Origin of the sequence: Nocardioides dokdonensis FR1436 (assembly GCF_001653335.1) — a bacterium.
In the GTDB taxonomy this organism is placed as follows: Bacteria; Actinomycetota; Actinomycetes; order Propionibacteriales; family Nocardioidaceae; genus Nocardioides; species Nocardioides dokdonensis.
Map to the genome: position 1 here is coordinate 2,975,073 of NZ_CP015079.1, position 17,992 is coordinate 2,993,064.

At 71.5% G+C, this 17,992-nt stretch carries 19 protein-coding genes; 16 read left to right on the forward strand and 3 right to left on the reverse strand.

Going from position 1 to position 17,992, the window contains the following annotated elements; all coding sequences use genetic code 11:
* Nucleotides 1–2 precede the first annotated feature (2 nt).
* From I601_RS14060 to I601_RS14105, 10 genes are all read left to right on the forward strand, one after another.
* Nucleotides 3–1,202 (forward strand): molybdopterin-dependent oxidoreductase, encoded by a 1,200-nt coding sequence (locus I601_RS14060; RefSeq protein WP_169834708.1) that lies wholly within the window; start codon nt 3–5, stop codon nt 1,200–1,202.
* 2 nt (nt 1,203–1,204) lie between these two features.
* Nucleotides 1,205–1,636 carry a hypothetical protein gene (locus I601_RS21395; RefSeq protein ID WP_169834709.1) on the forward strand — a complete coding sequence of 144 codons (432 nt, stop codon included), beginning with the start codon at nt 1,205–1,207 and terminating at the stop codon, nt 1,634–1,636.
* 92 nt (nt 1,637–1,728) lie between these two features.
* Complete coding sequence (locus I601_RS21400; protein WP_169834710.1) at nt 1,729–2,313, forward strand: ABC transporter ATP-binding protein; 585 nt, start codon at nt 1,729–1,731, stop codon at nt 2,311–2,313.
* Entirely contained in the window at nt 2,310–2,948 is a 639-nt protein-coding gene (locus I601_RS14075; protein WP_068110921.1) for a heme exporter protein CcmB, read from the forward strand. The genes I601_RS21400 and I601_RS14075 overlap by 4 nt, the downstream gene beginning before the upstream one ends.
* Entirely contained in the window at nt 2,948–3,700 is a 753-nt protein-coding gene (ccsA, locus tag I601_RS14080; protein WP_068110925.1) for a cytochrome c biogenesis protein CcsA, read from the forward strand. The genes I601_RS14075 and ccsA overlap by 1 nt, the downstream gene beginning before the upstream one ends.
* Nucleotides 3,701–3,785: 85 nt before the next feature.
* Nucleotides 3,786–4,202, forward strand: coding sequence for a cytochrome c maturation protein CcmE (locus I601_RS14085; RefSeq protein ID WP_068110927.1), 417 nt, complete (start codon nt 3,786–3,788; stop codon nt 4,200–4,202).
* An 85-nt stretch (nt 4,203–4,287) separates the two neighbouring features.
* Nucleotides 4,288–5,739, forward strand: coding sequence for an SDR family NAD(P)-dependent oxidoreductase (locus tag I601_RS14090; protein WP_237089417.1), 1,452 nt, complete (start codon nt 4,288–4,290; stop codon nt 5,737–5,739).
* A gap of 56 nt (nt 5,740–5,795) precedes the next feature.
* Nucleotides 5,796–6,818: a hypothetical protein gene (locus tag I601_RS14095; RefSeq protein WP_157520189.1), complete on the forward strand. Its 1,023-nt coding sequence runs from the start codon at nt 5,796–5,798 to the stop codon at nt 6,816–6,818.
* Nucleotides 6,815–8,479: a type VII secretion target gene (locus tag I601_RS14100; protein ID WP_068110931.1), complete on the forward strand. Its 1,665-nt coding sequence runs from the start codon at nt 6,815–6,817 to the stop codon at nt 8,477–8,479. The genes I601_RS14095 and I601_RS14100 overlap by 4 nt, the downstream gene beginning before the upstream one ends.
* Before the next feature lie 75 nt (nt 8,480–8,554).
* On the forward strand, nt 8,555–8,818 hold the full coding sequence (locus I601_RS14105; RefSeq protein WP_068110934.1) for a YrhK family protein: 264 nt from the start codon (nt 8,555–8,557) through the stop codon (nt 8,816–8,818).
* Nucleotides 8,819–8,866: 48 nt separating this feature from the next.
* Here I601_RS14105 and I601_RS14110 read toward each other — a convergent pair whose 3' ends face one another.
* Nucleotides 8,867–9,763 (reverse strand): LysR family transcriptional regulator, encoded by an 897-nt coding sequence (locus I601_RS14110; RefSeq protein ID WP_068110937.1) that lies wholly within the window; start codon nt 9,761–9,763, stop codon nt 8,867–8,869.
* Nucleotides 9,764–9,848: 85 nt separating this feature from the next.
* Entirely contained in the window at nt 9,849–10,058 is a 210-nt protein-coding gene (locus tag I601_RS14115; protein ID WP_068110940.1) for a hypothetical protein, read from the reverse strand.
* Here I601_RS14115 and I601_RS14120 point away from each other — a divergent pair.
* The 6 genes from I601_RS14120 to I601_RS14145 all read left to right on the forward strand — a co-directional run bounded on the left by I601_RS14120 (nt 10,057) and on the right by I601_RS14145 (nt 16,416).
* Nucleotides 10,057–11,454: an ABC transporter substrate-binding protein gene (locus tag I601_RS14120; protein WP_068110943.1), complete on the forward strand. Its 1,398-nt coding sequence runs from the start codon at nt 10,057–10,059 to the stop codon at nt 11,452–11,454. The genes I601_RS14115 and I601_RS14120 overlap by 2 nt on opposite strands.
* Before the next feature lie 76 nt (nt 11,455–11,530).
* Complete coding sequence (locus I601_RS14125) at nt 11,531–12,544, forward strand: ABC transporter permease (RefSeq protein WP_068110945.1); 1,014 nt, start codon at nt 11,531–11,533, stop codon at nt 12,542–12,544.
* 5 nt (nt 12,545–12,549) lie between these two features.
* Nucleotides 12,550–13,446 carry an ABC transporter permease gene (locus tag I601_RS14130; protein ID WP_084527637.1) on the forward strand — a complete coding sequence of 299 codons (897 nt, stop codon included), beginning with the start codon at nt 12,550–12,552 and terminating at the stop codon, nt 13,444–13,446.
* Entirely contained in the window at nt 13,443–14,411 is a 969-nt protein-coding gene (locus I601_RS14135) for an ABC transporter ATP-binding protein (protein ID WP_068110948.1), read from the forward strand. Before I601_RS14130 ends, I601_RS14135 begins: the two co-directional genes overlap by 4 nt.
* The gene (locus I601_RS14140) at nt 14,408–15,259 is read left to right on the forward strand and encodes an ABC transporter ATP-binding protein (RefSeq protein ID WP_218917670.1); all 852 of its coding nucleotides are present in this window, start codon (nt 14,408–14,410) and stop codon (nt 15,257–15,259) included. Before I601_RS14135 ends, I601_RS14140 begins: the two co-directional genes overlap by 4 nt.
* Nucleotides 15,256–16,416, forward strand: coding sequence for a serine hydrolase domain-containing protein (locus tag I601_RS14145; protein ID WP_068110951.1), 1,161 nt, complete (start codon nt 15,256–15,258; stop codon nt 16,414–16,416). The genes I601_RS14140 and I601_RS14145 overlap by 4 nt, the downstream gene beginning before the upstream one ends.
* Here I601_RS14145 and I601_RS14150 read toward each other — a convergent pair.
* The gene (locus I601_RS14150; protein WP_169834711.1) at nt 16,382–17,902 is read right to left on the reverse strand and encodes a PucR family transcriptional regulator; all 1,521 of its coding nucleotides are present in this window, start codon (nt 17,900–17,902) and stop codon (nt 16,382–16,384) included. The genes I601_RS14145 and I601_RS14150 overlap by 35 nt on opposite strands.
* Nucleotides 17,903–17,992 lie beyond the last annotated feature (90 nt).

Genomic DNA, 17,992 nt, shown 5'->3' on the forward strand with positions numbered 1-17,992 from the left:
GAGTGGACAGACGAAAGTTCCTCCTGGGGGCCCTCAGCGTGCCCGCGGGTGCGGTGCTGGCCAAGACCGGCATGGGGCTGCTCGGCGAGCAGTCGGCCGCCTCCGAGGCGGTGCTGCGGGCCGCGGACCTGAAGCTGGCGACGGGCACGCCCTTCCCGCTGGTCGCGCTGCCGGGCAAGGCCCCGATGGGCCAGGTCTACGACCGACCGCCCAACTACGAGACCCCGGCCGAGCACCTGATCGGTCAGCAGAACTACCCCTACACGGACAACGAGTACTACTACGTCCGCTACCGCGAGGCCTCCGTCCTGCAGCTGACGCCGGAGAACTACCGGCTCAAGATCGGCGGCGACGCCGCGGACAACGAGATCACCCTCACCCTCGACGAGCTGAAGCGCCGCGCGTCCCAGACGATCGGCGCCGTGGGTGTCTGCAGCGGTGAGGGGCGCGGCCTGCACCACCCCATGATCCCCGGCATGCCGTGGACCAAGGGTGATCTGTCCTGCGCCGAGTGGACCGGTGTGCCGCTCAACGACCTGCTCGACGAGGTCGGTGTCAAGAGCAGCGCGTTGCACGTCTCCTTCGGTGGCGGCCGGGTGATCAGCCTGGCCAAGCCCCAGTACTGGCGCTCCTACCTGCTCGAGACCATCCGGGAGTACGAGCCGCTGGTCGCGACCCAGATGAACGGGGAGGACATCCCGTTCTGGAACGGTTACCCGGTTCGGTTGGTCTTCCCCGGCACGTGGGCCCCCACCTGGACCAAGCAGCTGGTCGAGATCGACATCCGGACCACCCCCAACGAGATGGAGTGGTCCGGGCGGGAGATCACGCCCAACGAGCTCCTGCCGTTCTCGCTCATCGTGACCCCCACCGACGGCACCCAGATCCCGGTCGGTCGCGAGGTCGAGCTGACCGGGGTCGCCTACGACAAGGGAGCCGGCATCACGAAGGTGGAGGTCAGCCAGGACGAGGGGCGGACCTGGGAGCCGGCGGAGCTGGAGAAGTCCTACGGCAAGTACACCTGGCGGGTGTGGCACGCGACCGTCGGGTTCGACAGGACCGGCGAGAACCGGGTGCTGTGCCGCGCGACCAACGCCGAGGGCGAGGTCCAGCCGACCGACCCCGCTCCGGACGTGATGGAGACCGGGGCCCGCAAGGAGACCGCGGCCAAGAACTTCGCCGGCGTCTACGAGGTGGTGTGAGCATGAGTGTCCCCGGTGGATGGAAGATCCCAGCGGTGGTGGCCCTGGCCGCCGCCACGTCGGTGGGGGTCTACGCCGTGACGCGCGACGAGCCCGCACCGGTGGTCTCGTCGGGCCAGGGCGGTGTGGGGCAGTACCCCCAGGCGGAGGAGCTCTCGCTGGTGGTGGCGGAGCACAGCGGCCTCGTCGAGGCCTACTGCACCGCGTGCCACTCCTTGGCCCCGATCGTGCGCCACTCTGGCTTCACCGCCGAGGTGTGGGCCAGCGAGGTGGAGAAGATGCGGGAGTCCTACGGGGCACCGATCGACGACACGACAGCCGAGCAGATCACCTCCTACCTGCAGAAGTACTACACCGTGCCGGTGGGGGAGATCGCCGGCACCAGCAAGCAGACGTGGTCGGATCCGACCGGCCCCACGGCCACGGGCGACTGAGAGTGGTCAGCCCGGTCCGACCGGCGCGGGAGCCGGTGCTCAGGCTCCGGGCGACGAGCAGGCGGTACGACGACGCCCTCGCTCTGTCGCCCGTGAGCCTGACCCTGCATCCCGGGACCGTCAGCCTCGTCACCGGGCACAACGGTTCGGGCAAGAGCACGCTGCTGCGGCTGGCCGCCGGGCTGCTCCGACCCAGCTCGGGGACCAGGGAGGCCTCGGGCCGCGCCCTGTACCTGCTCTCGGGTCAGGGCGCCCGAGCGGTGGAGTCGCCTCGATCGGCGGTGGAGACCGCGGCCCGGCTCTCCGGCGCCTCGCGGGGTGACGCCGAGGAGGCGGCAGCCGCGGCGCTCGACGCGGTAGGCCTCGGTGCCGTCGCCGCCCGGGCAGTGGGGACCTTCTCCTCCGGGCAGCGGGCCCGCGTGAGCCTGGCGGTCGCGCTCGCCTGCCCGGTGCCGGTGGTCTGCCTCGACGAGCCCACGGCCCACCTCGACTCGGACGGCTCGGACCTGGTCGCCGCCACGATCGCCGTCCTCGCGAGCCGGGGGAGCGCGGTGCTCGTCGCCTCGCACGACCCCGTGGCGCTCAGGTGGCGGGTGGACGCCCGCCTCCACCTCGACGGTGGTGTCGTGGCTGCTCCGGTGCTCCCGGACGGTCGGACCGAGGCGCTCCCGGCATGAGGACGGCCCTGATCCTCGTGCGCCGCGAGCTGCGTCTGGAGGCCTCGGGACGCGAGGCCACCACCACGGTCCTCCCGTTCGTGCTCGCGGCGGTGCTGCTGGCCGGGCTGGCGATGGGGCCCTCCCGCGAGGTGCTGCAGAGCGTGGGTCCCGGAGTCACGTGGCTGGTCGTCCTGTTCGCCGCCCCGGCGCTCGCCCGCAGCGTGGCTGCGGTCGAGCGCGACGAGGGGGCCTGGGACACCTTGCGGGGCCTGGCCCCGCCTCTCGCGCTGGTGGCGGGCAAGGTCGGGGGGCTGTGGCTGCACTACCTCGCGACGTGGGCCGTCGCGGCGGTCCTCGTGACGATCATGTTCCCGGCGCCGATGCCGTGGCCCGGACTGGTCGCCGGCCCCATGGGCACCCTCGGGCTCGCCGCCCTGACCGTCGCGTTCGGCGCCCTGCTGGTGGGTGCGCGGCGCCGGACGGGGCTGCTGGCCGTGCTCCTGCTGCCGCTGGCCCTCCCCGTCCTCCTGGCCGGGGTGACGATGGGGACCCCGGGTCAGGACCACACCCCCTGGACCGTCCTGCTCCTCGCCTACGATCTGCTCGTGCTGGTGACCGTCTGGGCGGTGCATCCCGCCCTCTTGGAGGAATGATGACGCTGCACCCCCTTGACCGCGTCCTCGGTCTGCTGGCCGCGGGAGCCGCGCTCGTCGCGCTCGTCCTCGCGCTCGCCGTGGCGCCCCCGGACGCCTACCAGGGCGACGCGCAGCGGCTGATGTACGTCCACGTGCCGGCCGCCTGGACCGCCTACCTGTCCTTCGCCGTGGTGGCCGTGGCCAGCCTCGCCTACGTGGTCAAGCGCGACCTCAGGTACGACCGCGTCGCGCAGGCGGCGGCGGAGCTGGGGGTCGGGCTGACCGCCCTGGCGATCGTGCTCGGGAGCCTGTGGGCGTACCCGACCTGGGGAACGTGGTGGACCTGGGACCCGCGACTGGTCACCACGGCCATCCTGCTGCTGGTCTACATCGGTTACCTCGGGGTGCGCGGCCTGAGCACCGACCCCGACGTCAACGCCCGGAGGGCGGCCGTGGTCGGTGTCCTCGCCGTGGTCAACGTCCCGCTCGTGCACTTCTCGGTCGTGTGGTGGCGCACGCTGCACCAACCCCCCAGCGTCCTGCGGCCGGGTGGGCCTGACGGTGCGATCCCGCCGGTGATGCTGTCGACCCTGCTCGTGGCGATCGTCGCCTTCACGTTGCTGTGGGCGTGGGTGCTCGTGCGACGGACCCGCCTGCTCACCTCCCTCGCCGCCGACCGGTCGGTCGAGGTCGCCGTCGACGAGGAGGCAGCAGCCGACCACCCCGAGATCGTGGTCGTCACGACTGACCCGGAGAGGAGCCGACCATGAGCTACGCCGTCGCCGGCTACGTCCTGACAGTGGTGTTCTGGGGCGCCTTCGTGCTGTGGCTGCTGAGCGCATCGAGGCGCACGAGATGAGGTCCGTGCTGAGCACCCCGCGTGCCCGACTCGCCGTCGTCGGCGTCGCCGCGGCGGGCGTCCTCGGGGTGCTGGGTGCGACGGGGCTGCAGGACAACCTCGTGTACTACCGCACGCCGAGCGAGATCGACGTCGGCGCGGGCGACGACCAGCGGGTGCGCCTCGGTGGTCTCGTCGCGGAGGGCTCGGTGTCGCGCGACTCCGGCACCCTGCAGTTCGTGCTGACCGACGGTGCGTACGACGTCGCGGTCACCTACGAGGGCAGGGCGCCCGGGGTGTTCCGAGAGGGCCAGGGAGCGATCGTCGAGGGCACGCTCGACTCGGAGGGCGCCTTCACCGCTGACAACGTGCTGGTCAAGCACGACAACCAGTACGTCGACGGCAGCGGCGAGACCTACGAGCCGACATCCTGAGCACTCGTCCACGGTGAGAGGCGAACGGCGGCCCGGCGGGCTGGGCGGTGTCAGGACGCGCGAGGACGACCGCGATACTTGCGGGGTGAACGAGGACGAGCTCGAGGTGGCCCTGCGCGTCCTGCGGGAGGCCGGTGAGCTCGACCAGGCCGATCCGGCCTTCGTCGCGCTGCGCCGGGCCTCGGCGGGCTTCTTCAAGGCCGCCAAGGTCGAGCGCCGCCGCTCCCGGAAACGCAGCGTCTCAGCCGCCGATCGGGCCGTCGTCGAGCTGACGGCGACCGGCTCAGCGTCTCGGATCGACGACGAGACCGCGGGGCTGCCGCTGACCTCGACGGCTCGGGGCGCGACGGCAGGGCGGCTCCTCGTCGCGCGCTCCTGCTACATGTGCAAGCAGAAGTACGTCGACGTCGACGCGTTCTACCACCAGCTGTGCCCCGACTGCGCTGCCGTCAGCCACGCCAAGCGCGATGCCCGCACCGACCTCAGCGGGCGGAGCGCACTGCTGACGGGCGGTCGGGCCAAGATCGGGATGTACATCGCCCTGCGCCTCCTGCGCGACGGCGCCGACCTGACCATCACCACCCGCTTCCCCCACGACGCCGTACGCCGCTTCGCCCAGCTGCCCGACAGCGGCGACTGGCTGCACCGCCTGCGGGTGGTGGGCATCGACCTGCGCGACCCGGCCCAGGTGATCGCCCTCACCGACGACGTCCGTGGCCGGGGTCCTCTCGACATCCTGGTCAACAACGCCGCCCAGACGGTCCGGCGCCTGCCCGGCGCCTACGCACCTCTGGCCAGAGCCGAGCAGGAGCCGCTGCCGCCGGCTCTGCAGCACCAGAACGGAGGCCCCGAGCTGGCCAGCTTCGGGCATGCCAGTGACCTGCACCCGGCGGCGCTGGTCGGGTCGGTGGACGCCCATCCCGTGCTGGAGATCGAGGGCGAGGGCGGCGGGCAGGCATCGAGCGCCGACCGGTTGGCAGCGGTGGCCCTGACCGCAGGGTCCGCAGACCTGGACCGGATCGACGCCGGTGGCCTGGTCCCCGACGTCGTCGACACGAACTCGTGGGTGCAGGGGATAGGAGAGGTGAGTGAGCTCGAGCTGCTCGAGGTGCAGCTGTGCAACCAGACGGCTCCCTTCATCCTGATCAGCCGCCTGCGCGCCGCCCTCGCCGCGTCGTCCGCGCGGCGGACCTACGTCGTGAACGTCTCCGCGATGGAGGGTCAGTTCGGCAGGCGGTACAAGGGTCCCGGTCACCCGCACACCAACATGTCCAAGGCCGCCCTGAACATGCTCACCCGCACCAGCGCGGGGGAGATGCTCGAGTCCGACGGCATCTTGATGACCGCGGTCGACACCGGATGGATCACCGACGAACGGCCGCACCAGACGAAGGTGCGGCTGGCGAGTGAGGGGTTCAAGGCGCCGCTGGACCTGGTCGACGGAGCCGCGCGGGTCTATGACCCGATCGTGCGCGGTGAGGCCGGCGAGGACGTGCACGGTGTCTTCCTCAAGGACTACGCCGCCTCGCCCTGGTGAGCGCGCGCGGCTCGCGGTGGGGTTTGTCGGCGCACGTCGAGGGGCACCGTCAGCCCATGCGGTCTCGGCGTTGGGTGGTGGGCGTGGCTCTCGCGCTGCTCGCGACGGGCTGTGCCGACGGCCCGACCCGGACCGGTGCTCCCTCGACGGTGCCGGCCGGCAGCAGCGGCCCGGTCGAGACTGACGGCCTGGTGTGGGCCGCCGACCAGGTCGTGCACCTCGCCGACGGGACCACCGTCGACCTCGGCGCTCCGGTCCGGGGGTACGTCGTCGCGGGGGCCGGGGTGTTCTTCTTCCCGGCCGGCTCAGAGGACGAGGTGGGCCAGGTCGGCACCGACGAGGCGGAGGTGCGTCTCGCGTCCCCGGACGGGACGGTCACCGACACCGGGCTCGTGTGGATGACCCGCTCGTTGCGGGCCTCACCGGACGGTCGCCACCTGGCCGGGATCGACCTCGGGTCGGGCGAGGAGGACCGTTACGGGACGCCGGTCGCCGAGACCGTGGTCGTCGACCTGGCGACCGGCGACGAGGTCGTCCGCTCCGCCGAGGCCATGGGTGACCCCGGCGACGACGACCTGACGGCGCTCTACGAGGACGTCGAGCTCGACGTGGCCGCGATGACCGACGACACGACGTACGTCGAGGCCGCGACCGGTGTGCTCGCCTACGACCTGGCCACGGGGGAGGGCTCGGAGCTGCCCGAGGGCGAGGAGCCGCCGACCCCGCCGGCCGCCCAGGACGCCGTCGAGAGTCCGGACGGCCGGTGGACCGTCGTGCCCGGCCGGCGGCTGCGTCACCGGCTGGTCGCTGCCGACGGCACGATGCTGGTGCCCATGGCCGGCACCGACCGGTGGGTGCTCGACCGGTGGCTCGACGACCGGACGGTCCTCGGCACGGCTGTGGAGGGCCCGGGACGCGGTGCTCGGATCGACCCGCGCGACCGCACGGCGCTGCTCAGCTGCGTGGTGCCGTCGGGTGCCTGCGACGTCGTCGAGGCCACGGCCGGGAAGCGCGTGGTGTTCCCGCTCGGAGCCTCGCACGTGAGCGGCATCGTCTTCCAGGCCGGGGAGCGGCCGTGATCGACCCCGAGATCGAGTACCGGCGCCTCGTCTCCGGCGAGACGGCAGAGCTGGACGCGGCGGCCGACACCCTGCGCTCCACGGTCCGCAGCATCGACCGGGCCCGCGAGGACGTCGACGCCGCAGGCGAGACGGTGTCCTGGACGGGTTCGGCCGCCACGGCCTTCCGGACTCGCCTGGTGGGCCTCGCCGAGGGCGCCGCGACCACGGCGTCGATCCTCGTCCAGGCACGGGGTGCGATCGAGACCGCGGCCGCGGCGTACGCGACGGTGCTGGACCACGCCGACCACTACATCTCGTTCTGGCGCAACCGCGCTCCGGGGCTGCCCATCGTCTTCGAGGACCTCCTCGCCCGCCAGGTCAACGGGTTCCTGGTGCAGGTCGGGCGCACCTACCAGGAGCAGCTCGCGGCTGTCGTCGCGGTCCTGAAGGGCGAGGAGGTGGACCCCGACGAGCTCGACGAGGACACCCGGGAGTGGGTCGAGCGCGGACTCGCGCGCAACGAGGAGTGGCTGGAGCGCAGCTCCTCGGGACTCGGGCCGATGATCCCGAACACCGCGGCCACCGGCGACGACCGGGCCTGGATCCCGCAGGGACTCGGCTACGACCCGGCGACGCGCAGCCTGCTGCAGGCGTACTACACCAAGGACGGTGCCTCCAGCCTGGCCGTGATCGACGAGGTCAGCGGCAAGGAGGTGGGGGAGGTGACGCTCGGGAGCGACTACCGCGACGCCGCCGGTCAGCTCGTCGACGGCGGGTCCCCGAGCCACGCCGGCGGCGTGGCGGTCGACGGCGACCGGGTCTACGTCAGTGACAACGGCACCATCCACACGTACTCGCTGTCGGACATCCGCGCAGCGGCCCCGGGCTCCACGGTGACGCAGGTCGCGGCCCCGCAGCCGGTCCAGGGCGGGTCCTACACGACCTTCCACGAAGGACGTCTCTACTGCGGTGACTTCGGGGAGAACACGCTGCACGTCTACGAACCCGGCCCCGGCGGCAGCTGGGTCGAGGTCGACACGGTGAGCACGCCCGACAACGCCCAGGGGGTCGTGGTCCGCGACGGCAGCTACGTGTTCAGCACGTCCAGCGGCCGCCACAACGAGAGCTCGCTCATCGCCCAGGACGCGGCGACCGGGGACCGGGGCGAGCCCTATCCGCTGCCCAACATGTCCCAGGGCGTGGTCGAGGTCGACGGTGAGCTGGTCACCAGCTACGAGTCGGGCGCGGGGGAGTTCTCCGACCCGGGCAGCGGTGCGTGGGGATGGCTCTGGGGCGTCCCGGACGAGGGAGGGCTGTGGGCCAACCCCTTCATGACGCGTACGCCGCTCTCGGAGCTCGGTCTCAGCGAGGAGGTCGAGGTGGAGCCCGGGACCCTCCGCCGCGCGGCTGCCGACCTCGAGGCCCCGGCTTCCGCCCTCGACTCCTCGGCCGGCAGCGTGGACGACGTGCGGATCAGTGGAGCCTCGATCGGACCCGTGCCCGCTGCCGCTGAGCTGGCCGGCGCGCTGGCCTCGCTGCTGGCCGCGGCCGGCCGGAGCCTGCGCACGGGAGCCGACGCGGTCCGGCTCACCGGTGAGTCGCTCGACGCGACCGCGAAGGGCTACCGGAGGACCGACGACGCGGTGGGCGGCCTCTTCACCGCCCTCGACACGTCCTGAGGAGGCTCCCAGCACCGCCGACCGTCCTGCCGCCGAAGCCTCCTGGCGAGCGGCGCCCACGAGACAGGAGACCCGATGACCGAGAGACGCGACCCGACCCTTCGCTCCGCGGAGCGACGGTGGATCGGAACGGCGGTGCACGACTTCCCGTGGCTGCACCTGGGCCTCGGTCTGACCGGCAACGCGTTGTTCGTCGTCGGCAGTGTGATGTTCTTCTGGGACAGTGTGAAGACCCTGGGTATCTGGATGTTCGTGCTGGGTAGCCTGGGCATGTTCCTGGGCTCGCTGGGCGAGCTGCTGGTCCGCGTCGAGCAGCGACGCCGAGGCACCCAGAAGTGAGCTGATCGCGGTGCGCAGAGTCAGGGGCTGCGGGCCGAGACGTGCCTCTCACGCGGGCGGGGTGTCCTCGTCCCGGCCGTACCTCGCGATGGTGAAGGCCCGGAGGTCGGCGATCGTCTCCTCGATGTCCACCGACGCGTAGTGCTCCTGGTCCCACGCGGCGTACAGGGTGACCGTGAGCGGTGCGCCGTCCACCAGCACGCGCGCTTTCGACAGCCCGTAGCGCGGGTCGTCGGAGGTCACGCACACCCCACGTCCGGCCGCCGCCAGCGCCTGGCCCAGCCGCGGCGCCCGCGTCTGGGCGATCGCGTCGTAGGTCAGGCCCCGATCCGCGGCCACGGCGTCGAACGCCCGGCGCACGGAGTGGCCGATGTCGAGGTGGACCAGCGGGAAGCCGACCAGGTCGACCAGGTCCACCGCCTCGGAGGTGGCCAGCTCATGGTCCTCGGGGACCTGGGCCCACACGTCCACGCGGATCAGGACCTCGGCGTGCAGGGAGCGCATCGGCACCGAGGTGCCGAGCCCGAAGTCGGCGTCCCCGCGGGTGACCGCGCCGTAGACGTCGGCAGGCTGGGTCTCGATGACGTTGGCGACCGAGACCCGCGTGCCGGTGGCGATGAAGGGCGCCACGATGTCGTTGATCGTGGTGGTGGGTGCTGCCACCACGAGGTCGGGCGCGGCGCCGGCCGCGATGGCCGCCGCCATGGTCTCGGCCTGCGCGGCCCGCGCCACCAGGTCTCGGGCGATCGGCACGAACTGACGTCCGGCTGTGGTCAGCACGAGCCGACGATCCATGCGGCTGAACAGCTGCACGCCCAGGCTGCTCTCGAAGCGGCGCAGCTGGCGGGACAACGAGGGCTGGGCGACGAAGAGCTGCTTGGAGGCTGCGGTGACAGAGCCGCAGTCCACGATGGCGAGGAAGTACCGCATCATCCGCAGATCCATGATGCCTCCCAGGCATGCCAGAACGGTCTTCCAGAGTATTGGACTGTATGTGATGCAGGACTCAGAATGGCAGTCAAGGTTGTCCTCACAAGGAGTTTCCATTGACGAACCGACGCATCGCCGCAGCCCTGATCTCGGCAGTGGGCCTGCTTTCAGTAGCCGCCTGTTCGGGTGGCACCTCGGCGGACGGGACGGGGAACACGTCGGCGAGCACCGCCGTCCTGACCGTCGCGTCGTCGGCCTCCGTCACGACCTGGGACCCGGTGGCGTCGTTCTCGACCGAGGCCATGTACATGGGCAACCTCTACGAGCCGCTGCTCTGGAAGAACCCCGCCGGCAGCGACGAGGACTACACCCCCGCGCTGGCCACGGCATGGACGACCTCCGACGACGGACTCACCTGGACCTTCGACATCCGCGAGGGCGTCACCTTCCACACCGGTGAGGCGCTCGACGCCGCCGCGGTGCAGCAGAGCCTCGAGGCGGCCAAGGAGCGCGGCGGCGCCTCCTTCATCTGGGCACCCGTCGAGACCATCGAGGCGACCTCGGACACGGAGGTCGTGATGGAGCTGTCCTACGCCGCCCCGGTCGACCTGATCGTCTCCTCCACCTACGGCGCGTGGATCGTGGCGCCCTCGGCGCTCGACGCCGCGGCCAAGGACGAGAAGTACTTCGAGTCCGGCATCGACGCCGGCACCGGCCCCTACGCGCTGGAGTCCTACACCGCCGGCGAGAAGGTGGTGCTGAAGAAGTACGACGACTACTGGAACGCCGAGGAGGCCGCCACCTACGAGACCGTGGACGTGGCGATCACCTCCGACGCAGTCACTGCTCAGCAGATGCTGACCGCCGGTGAGGTGAAGTACTCCACGCAGATCCCCCTGGAGAACATCGAGTCGTTCGACGGCAACCCCGACTACGACGTCAACGTCTCGAAGTCGCCGTTCAACTTCGTGGCCCTGTTCAACACCACCCGGCCGCCGCTCGACGACCCGGCCGTGCGCCGGGCGCTCTCCTACGCGGTGCCGTACGACGAGATCATCGAGGTCGGTGCGCAGGGATACGGCACGCAGAGCTTCGGGCCCGTCCCCGACGGCATCTTCCCCTTCGACGCCGACGTGTCGCAGTACACCCAGGACCTCGACCGGGCCCGGGAGCTGCTCGCGGACGCCGGCCACGCCGACGGGTTCGACCTCACCTTGACCTTCGCCTCCGAGAACGCCGCGGAGAAGCGATTCGTCCCGCTGATCAAGGACGCCTTCGCGCAGGTCGGCGTCGACGTCGAGGTCAAGGCGCAGCTGTTCAACCAGCAGTGGGAGGACGCCAAGGCCGAGCCCACGAAGGCGCAGGACATCTTCGTCCTGTACTACTGGCCGACCTACAGCGACGCGGGCTCGGACAACCTGTGGTCGCTGTTCCACTCCTCGGACGCCCCGTTCTTCAACCTCAGCTATTGGGAGAACGAGAAGTACGACGCCCTGGTCGACGAGGCGGGCACGTACACCGCCACCGACCGTGATCGTGCGCAGTCGATGTACTCCGAGGCGATGGAGATGCTCTACGACGAGGCTCCGGGGGTGTTCCTCTACGACGCCCAGGCCGTCCAGGTGGTCCCGGCAGGTCTCGAGGTGCCCACCGCCAACGAGAACTACCCGTTCACAGCCTTCTTCGCAGGCTTCGAGCCCGCCTGACCCGCACCGTGGTGGGCGTCGCGCGGACTCTGCGCCAGCGACGCCCACCACGGCGTGCCACGACCAGGAAGATCCCATGACCCGGTTCATCGCCAAGCGGATCCTCACCTCGGGTGCCGTGATGCTGACCATCACCATCGTCACCTTCGTGCTGGCGCGTGTGGTGCCCTCCAACCCCGCCGTCGTCTTCGCCGGCCCCAAGGCCACGCAGGAGACGCTGGACCGCATCCAGCAGGACCTCGGTCTCGACCGGCCGATCCTGCTCCAGCTCCTCAGCTACGTCGGCAACGTGGTGCGCGGTGACTTCGGGGACTCGCTCGCCTCCAAGCAGCCCGTGCTGCCTGACGTGATCGGTCGGCTGCCGGCCACGCTCGAGCTGATCGCCGTGGCGATGGTGCTGGCCACCGTCCTCGGTGTCGCCCTCGGAGTGCTGGCCTCGCGTCGGTCCGGTGGGCTGCTCGACGGCGCGATCCGCTTCCTGAGCATCGGCGGCATCTCGATGCCGGCCTTCTGGCTGGGCCTGCTGCTCCAGGTCATCTTCGTGGGGCAGCTGGGCGTGCTGCCGGCCACCGGCCAGTTCAGCACCGAGCTCACCTACTCCGACCCCGTCCAGACGATCACGCACTTCGCGATGGTCGACAGCCTGCTGACCGGCAACTGGGTGGCGTTGCGAGACGGCGCCGCGCACCTCGTGCTCCCGGCCGTGACCCTGGCGGCCTACCCCCTGGGGCTGATCGCCCGGATGACCCGCGCGTCGATGCTGGAGGCCCTGGAGCAGGACTTCACCCTCACGGCTCGGGCCTACGGCCTGAGCCGGGCCAACATCCTGTGGCGGCTGACCCTCAAGAACGCGCTGTCGGCGCCGCTGACCGTGATCGGTCTCTCGATCGCCTACATGCTCACCGGCACGTTCTTCGTCGAGGTGGTCTTCAACTGGCCGGGCATCGGTCAGTACGCCACGCAGGCGATGCTCGCCGTCGACTACCCCGTGATCATGGCGATCACGCTGCTCGGCGCCGCCGGCTACCTGATCACCAACCTCGTGGTCGACATCCTGCAGGCCAGGATCGATCCCCGGACCCGGAGCTGATCGACATGTCCCAGGGACCCATCGCGACGGAGGCCGCGGCGCCCACGACGCCGATCGGCGGTGACTCGCTGCTGCGCAAGGTGGCCGCCGACCGCCTCGCCCTCCTCGGGCTCGTGCTGGTGGTCGGGCTGATCGTCGTCGCCGCCCTCGCCCCGTGGCTGGCGCCCTACCCGGACCAAGGACGAGGTACGCCGGACGTGGCGTCCGCCAACCTCGCGCCCAGCGGCGCCCACTGGTTCGGCACCGACCAGCTGGGGCGGGACATGCTCAGCCGGGTCCTGATGGGCGCCCGGCCGGCGCTGCTGATCTCGATCTCGGTCGTCATGGGCGCGGCGCTGATCGGCGTCCCCCTCGGGGCGATCGCCGGTTACCGCGGCGGCTGGATCGACGAGGTCCTGACCCGGATCACCGAGGTGTTCCAGTCCTTCCCGCCGTTGCTGCTCGCCATGGTCGTCGTGGCCCTGCTGGGCCCCGACCTGAAGAACGCCGCGGTGGCGCTCGTCGTGTCGTGGTGGCCCTGGTACGCCCGCCTGGTGCGCGCGGAGGCCCGGTCTCTGCGTGAGCGGCCGTTCGTGGCCGCGGCAGAGGCGATCGGGGTCCCGGCACGGACCATCCTGCGCCGCCACATCGTCCGCAACTCCATGACACCGGTGCTGGTCCAGGCGACGGTCGACATCGGCACGGTGGTGCTGGCCGCCGGCTCCCTGGCCTTCATCGGCCTGGGCGCCCAGCCGCCATCGCCCGACTGGGGACTGATGGTGGCGGAGGGCCGCAGCCAGATCTTCACCGCCTGGTGGATCTCGACCTTCGCCGGTCTGGCCATCTTCGTGACCGTGCTCGCCTTCAACCTCCTCGGCGACTCGCTACGTGACGTCCTCGACCCTCGGAAGGTGCGGCGATGAGCCAACCACTCCTGCTCCAGGTCCGTGACCTGTCCATCGAGTTCCTCGACCACGGTCGGGTGAGCAACCGGCCGGTGCGCGGCATCGAGCTCGAGATCGGTCAGGGCGAGGTGCTCGGCGTCGTCGGCGAGACCGGCTGCGGCAAGTCGATCACCGCCCATGCCATCCTCGGCACCCTGCCCGACCAGGCGCGGGCCACGGGCCAGGTGCACTTCAACGGCGTCGAGCAGCTCACGCTGCCCGAGAAGCTGCGCGCCCGCGGTCGCGGTGACGCGATCAGCATCGTCTTCCAGAACCCCGGCACCGCCTTCAACCCCGTCTTCCGACTCGGCCAGCAGATGCGGATGGTGCTCAAGCGCCACCGCGACCTGCGCGGCGACGAGGCGGGGGAGCTCATCGCGCAGCGGCTCGACGATGTCGGTCTCACCGACACCCGACGCGTGGTCGACTCCTACCCGCACGAGCTCTCCGGCGGGATGTTGCAGCGCGTGATGATCGCGATGGCCCTCCTGTGCGAGCCCAAGCTGCTGATCCTGGACGAACCGACGACGGCGCTCGACGTCACGGTGTCCCGCCAGATCCTGCTGCTGATCCTGCGGCTCCAGGAGTCGTTGGGCTTCAGCGTCCTGCTGATCACCCACGACCTGGGGGTCGTGAAGGCGACCTGCGACCGCGTGGCGGTGCTGTACGCGGGACGGGTCGTGGAGACCGGTCCGACCGACACGGTCCTGAAGAAGCCGGAGCACCCCTACACCCGAGGTCTCATCGGCGCGCTGCCGCGTCTGAGCGGGGAGCGGCTCGTCTCGATCGCGGGCCAGGTGCCCGGCAACTTCCTGGGCCTGCAGGGATGTGCCTTCGCCGACCGGTGCCCGGCTGTGGTCGACACCTGCCGGCGTACCGATCCAGAGCTCGCGCCCATCTCGCCGGCCCACGAGGTCGCCTGCCACCGGGCGGGTGAGCTGTGAACGCGCCACGGATCGCTGCCCAGGAGGCACCCCAGCAGCCTCTCGTCTCCACGCGCGACCTGGTGCACGAGTTCACGTCGCGCCGCTCGTCGCACACCGCGCTGGACCACGTCACGCTCGAGATCGCCAAGGGCGCCTCGCTCGGCGTGGTGGGGGAGTCGGGTTCGGGCAAGACGACGCTGGTGCGCTGCATGCTCGGTCTGCTGAAGCCGACCGGTGGATCGGTGACCTTCGACGGCGCCGAGGTGACCCGCATGTCGACGAGGCAGCTGCGCGCTATGCGCCGCCGAGTCGGGATGGTCTTCCAGAACCCCGTGATGGCGCTCAACCCGCGGATGAGCGTCGAGGAGTGCGTGGCCGAGCCGCTGCGGCTGCACACCGATCTGCGTGGTGCCGACCTGGCCCGGGCGGTCGGTGAGGCGCTGGAGTCGGTCGCCCTGCCGCAGACCTACCGGTCTCGGCTGCCGCACCAGCTCTCCGGGGGGCAGTGCCAGCGGGTCGGCATCGCCCGGGCGCTGGCCGCCGGTCCGGAGATGCTGATCCTCGACGAGCCCACGTCGGCCCTCGACGTCTCGGTGCAGGCGCAGATCCTGAACCTGCTCACCGACCTGCGGGCCGAGCGGGACCTGACCTTCGTGATGATCTCCCACTCCCTCGACGTCGTGCGCTACCTGTCCGAGCACGTGGTCGTGATGCTCGAGGGCCGGATCGTCGAGGAGGGCTCCGCGGTCGACGTGCTCGCGGAGCCCCAGCACGCCTACACCCGCAACCTGGTCGCGGCCTGCCCGACCATCGAGAGCGACAGCCTCCGCAGTGCGCTGGCGAACCGAGAGGAAGCACTCAAGTGAGCACGACGCACGGCCCCGGCCTGGAGCGGGAGTTCGCGCCCGGCGAGGTCAACCTCAGCAACTGGCAGGACCCGCCTTGGAACACCTGGGGCCTGTCGCACACCAGCGAGATCGTTCCCACAGCCGTCGTCTCCCGGCTCGCGAGGTCCGACGACGTCGCCGAGACGTCCTTGGCCTGTGCGGACGACCCGACCTGGGTCGAGCTCGCCGAGGCCACCGCCGCGCGGTCCCTCGTCGTGCTGCACCGGGGCCGGACGGTCGGGGAGTGGTACGGCGCGGGGATGTGCCCCACGACCCGCCACACCTTGATGTCGGTCTCCAAGAGCCTGTGCGGGCTGGTGATAGGTCAGCTGATCGGCCAGGGGCTGCTCCGCGAGGACTCCGTGATCGGTGAGATCGTGCCCCGCCTGAAGAAGTCGGCGTTCGGTGAAGCCACGATCCGCAACGCCTTGGACATGAGGGTGGCAGTCGAGTACGACGAGACCTACCACGACCCGGCAGCGCACGTGGCCCAGCAGGACCGGGTCGCCGGCTGGCGACCGCGGCTCCCCGACGACCCGGCCGACACCTACGAGTTCCTGACCACGCTGCGCGCGAGCGGGCCGCACGGCGGGCCGTTGCAGTACTGCTCGGCCACGACCGACGCCCTGGCCTGGGTGATCGAGGCCGTCACCGGTCAGCGCTACCACGAGGCGTTGTCCACGCGGCTGTGGTCCAGGCTCCGCACCCAGGACGACGCCGGCATCACCGTCGACCCGGGCGGCTTCGCCTTCGCCAACGGGGGATTCGCCTGCACTACCCGGGATCTCGCCCGGGTCGGGCAGCTGCTCCTCGACCGTGGCGTCGTCGACGGCCACCAGGTGGTGCCGGAGGCGTTCGCCGCGGACGTGCTCGCGGGCGGCGACGCCGTCGCCGCGGCGGGCAGCCACTTCCAGGCGGTGCACGAGGGCGGGAGCTATCGCAGCCAGTGGTGGGTGACCGGGGACGATCACGGTGTGGTCTACGGCGCGGGCATCCACGGGCAGTACCTCTGGGTGGACCCGGAGGCCGAGGTGGTCGTGGCCAAGTTCGGTGCGCACCCCGAGGCCGTCTCCGCCGAGGCGCTGCGCCAGAACGCAGCGCTCATGCGCTGGTCGGTGGCTCGCCACTCGCGCTGAGGTCGGTGCCCACCGCCCCGGTGACCCGGAGCGCCACCCAGGCATCGACGCGCACCTGCGGGTCGTCGAGAGACCGACGCAGCCGGGCCTCGATCTGCTCGACCCGGTTGCGCACGGTGTTGCGGTGCACGCCGAGGCGGGCAGCGGTCTCGCCGCGCGAGCCGTGCTCGCGCAGGAACGCTCCCAGAGTCTGCAGCAGGATCCGGTCGTCTCCGAGAGGCGCCAGGAACGAGGTGGCGAACGCTGAGGCCGCCTCACGTCCGAGGAAGCCGACGACCCCGGTGTTCGCCAGGTCGTCCCAGGTGCACATCGGTGCCGCGGCCGTGGTCGTGGCGAGGGCGTGCCCGGCGGCAGCGTGACTGGCCGAGGCCTGATCCGTCGTGACGCTGCGGCCGATCCCGACCCGCAGGTCACGCCCGACCAGCGACGCGGCGATCCCGGTGGCGCTTGCCGCCGCCGCGACGACGACCAGCTCGTCGTCGTGCACGGTCGCCAGCAGCGGCTCGCTCTCGAGGACCGTCAAGGCGTCCTGGCGCGCGTCGTCGGACCCGGTGGCGCGGAGGATCCGCAGCCGCCGCGGCAGCGTGGGCTCGGAGTGGCCGACGGTCGTGGCGGCGCCGAGGACGATGCGCGCGGTGCGCGGCTCGTCAGCCAGCAGCAGCTCGATGGCGCGGGTGCGGAGCTGTCGCCCGGTCCGCCGCTGTTCCCGCTGCTGCTCGAGGGCCAGGCCGAGCAGGGTGCCGGCGGTGCTCATCGCTGCGCGGTCGTGGTCGTCGAGGCGGTGCGGCACCACGGTCGCCAACCAGGCCTCCGGTCGGGCGTGCAGCCCGAGGGGTCGGACCACCGTCACGATGTCTCGGCCGGTGGAGCTGGCCGCGGCGTGCCGGCCGCGAGGCAGCATCCGGGCCACCTGCTGACGCACCAGGGGCAGGTCGAACTCCCTGACCGCGGGGCCGTAGGGGCCGTGGCTGGGGGAGCCGTCGCGACCGATGAGGGCGGCCGCTCCGCCGACCAGCTCGGCGAGCCGTGTGGTCAGGGCGGTCAGGCCGTCAGGATCGAGCGCGGCTCCGGTGAGCGCCTGCTGGGCGTCGAAGGATCGCAGGGTCAGGCTCTCCCGCTCGGCCTGGAGCAGCTCGGCGGCGCTGTGGGAGACGGCGACGAACCGGGTCGCGCGCGGGACCGCGAAGAGGTTGAGGCCCTCCCGGCGGCACGCGGTGACCAGCGCGGGCGGAGCCGCCCGGTGGGTCAGCCCCACGGCGAGACCGAGCGCCCGCGTCCCCGCCTGCGCGAGCCGGGCGACGTACGCATCCCACTCCGCGTCCCAGGGCTCGGTGCCCAGACCGGTGGTGAGCAGCACCTCGCCGCCCTCGAGGTAGGGGGTGGGGTCGGCCAGCTCGCTGGTCGCCACCCAGCGCACCGACGCCCCCGGATCGGGGATGTGGAGGGCCTCCAGGGCCAGCTCAGGTCGTCCGACCAGCTCGGCCACGCTCACCATGCTGTCACCTTTGCACAACTCAAGTGGTTCGGTTGTGCGATCACGCGCTTTCCTCGCGGAGACTGCGCGCCTAGCGTCGGC